Annotated in this window: 1 protein-coding gene; it reads right to left on the reverse strand. The window is 67.4% G+C overall.

All coding sequences use genetic code 11. The features are described from left to right. Positions 1 to 310: 310 nt before the first annotated feature. Positions 311 to 1,297, reverse strand: coding sequence for an MvdD family ATP-grasp ribosomal peptide maturase (locus EB084_25065; GenBank protein ID NDD31535.1), 987 nt, complete (start codon positions 1,295 to 1,297; stop codon positions 311 to 313). Between the last annotated feature and the right edge of the window lie 306 nt (positions 1,298 to 1,603).

Consider the following 1,603-nt stretch of genomic DNA (forward strand, 5'->3'; position numbering starts at 1 on the left):
CGCGGCAGGCCCATTCGGCGTCGCACCCGCTCCCGCCGGCGCAGCCGCCCCGGCAGGCGCAGCCGCGCCAGCTGGACCCAGCCCTCGTGTGCGTCCTTCGCCATCAATCGGAGAGATAGAAGACTCCGCCATGTCGCCACGTCCTTCCTTGCCTGGCCCGCACGCGCGCCCCGCGCGAGCGCTGAGCCCCATGTGCCGATGGTAGCGCCGGGCGATTCAAGACAAGGGCCGGACGATGTTACCGCTGTAACAAGGTTGTGAACGTTGCGTGGTCAACACGCCAGAGCGCACCGTCCGGTTTTATCGTCGCCTAGGTCACGCACTTCCCCCGCGAACCCTCTCTGAGCAGATCGGCCATGGCGCGGGCGATGGGCAGCCCAGGAGATTCCTGCAGCCAGAACCACTCGCCCGACGCGTTGATCTCGAGAAAGACGTACCGGCCATCCGGCGTCACCATGAAATCTGCGGCGGCGTAGTGAAGGCCGAATGCCTCGGTGAGGGCCAGCAGGGCGCGCTCGACGTCGGGCGGCAGGGTGTAGGGCTGCCACCGGTCGATGAGCCCCACGCCGTCCCGGCGCCAATCGACCTCGGTCACCGCAGAGGCCTGTGAGTCGACCGCCGCGGTGAAGACCTGCCGTCCCACCACGACGGCGCGAAGCTCGAGGCGCTTGGGCACCATCTCCTGGAAGATCATGGGGCAGTAGCGCAGACCATCGAGCCCTTCGAGGTCTTCCGGCTTCACGCGATTGGTGAACACGACCTGATCGCGACCATCGCGGTAGACGGCGAAGTGCGACTGCATCTTCGTCACCACCCGCCCTTCGAGCTCATCGTAGAACGCGCGCACCGCCTGGGGATCGTTGGTGAAGAGGGTGCGGGGAACATCGAGACCCACCTCGATGGCGAGGCGCGTCTGAAGCTCCTTGTAGTCAGCCCGGCGCACGGCGTGCAGCGGATCGAGCTGGAAGCAGTCGAGCGTCGCGATGGTGCCCCAGAGCGTCTGGCGCGTCTCTTGGAGGGAGGGCTCGCGCGTGTCGCCCAGCGCGGCCGGCAGCCGGCTTCCGGCGCGGAAGCGCCGGTACCACAGCGCCGTGACGTGGGCCAGGTCGATCTCGGCCTGCGGCGTCCGCACGACGCAGCGGCTTCCGGCGCGCCCATAGGCCGTGCTGATCTGCACCTGCTCCGGATACAGATCGCTGTCGAGACGCAGCACCTCGAGCCCATCGGCCTCGAGATGCCGCGTCACCTGACGAACGCTGTCGTTCTCTCCGGTCCAGGTGATGATGAGAACGCTCATGCTATGCCCCGCGACGAGGGACGGCTGTAGATGTGGCTGTGGTCATCTGAAGACACCCGCCTCTCAACGCGATCCGCGAAACAGACCGTTGTCCGGGCCATCGAGACCGTGAGGATTGGGCTGTCGGTGATGATGGTGATGGCCGTAATGCCCTCGACGACCGTCGTGGCAGTGGCCGCGCCCTCCGCTATCCGGCGGGCGACCGCTGTCGGCGTCGGCGTCGGAGGGGTACGCCATGGTCACGTTACGGCCGTCATGCGGGCGACCGCTGTCGGCGTCGGCGTCGGAGGGGTACGCCATGGTCAC

The organism is Pseudomonadota bacterium, from assembly GCA_010028905.1.
Classification (GTDB): Bacteria; Vulcanimicrobiota; Xenobia; order RGZZ01; family RGZZ01; genus RGZZ01.

Coding starts and splice junctions, on each gene's coding strand:
- EB084_25065 (NDD31535.1), bottom strand. CDS start 1,297: ATGAGCGTTCTCATCATCACCTGGACCGGAGAGAACGACAGCGTTCGT.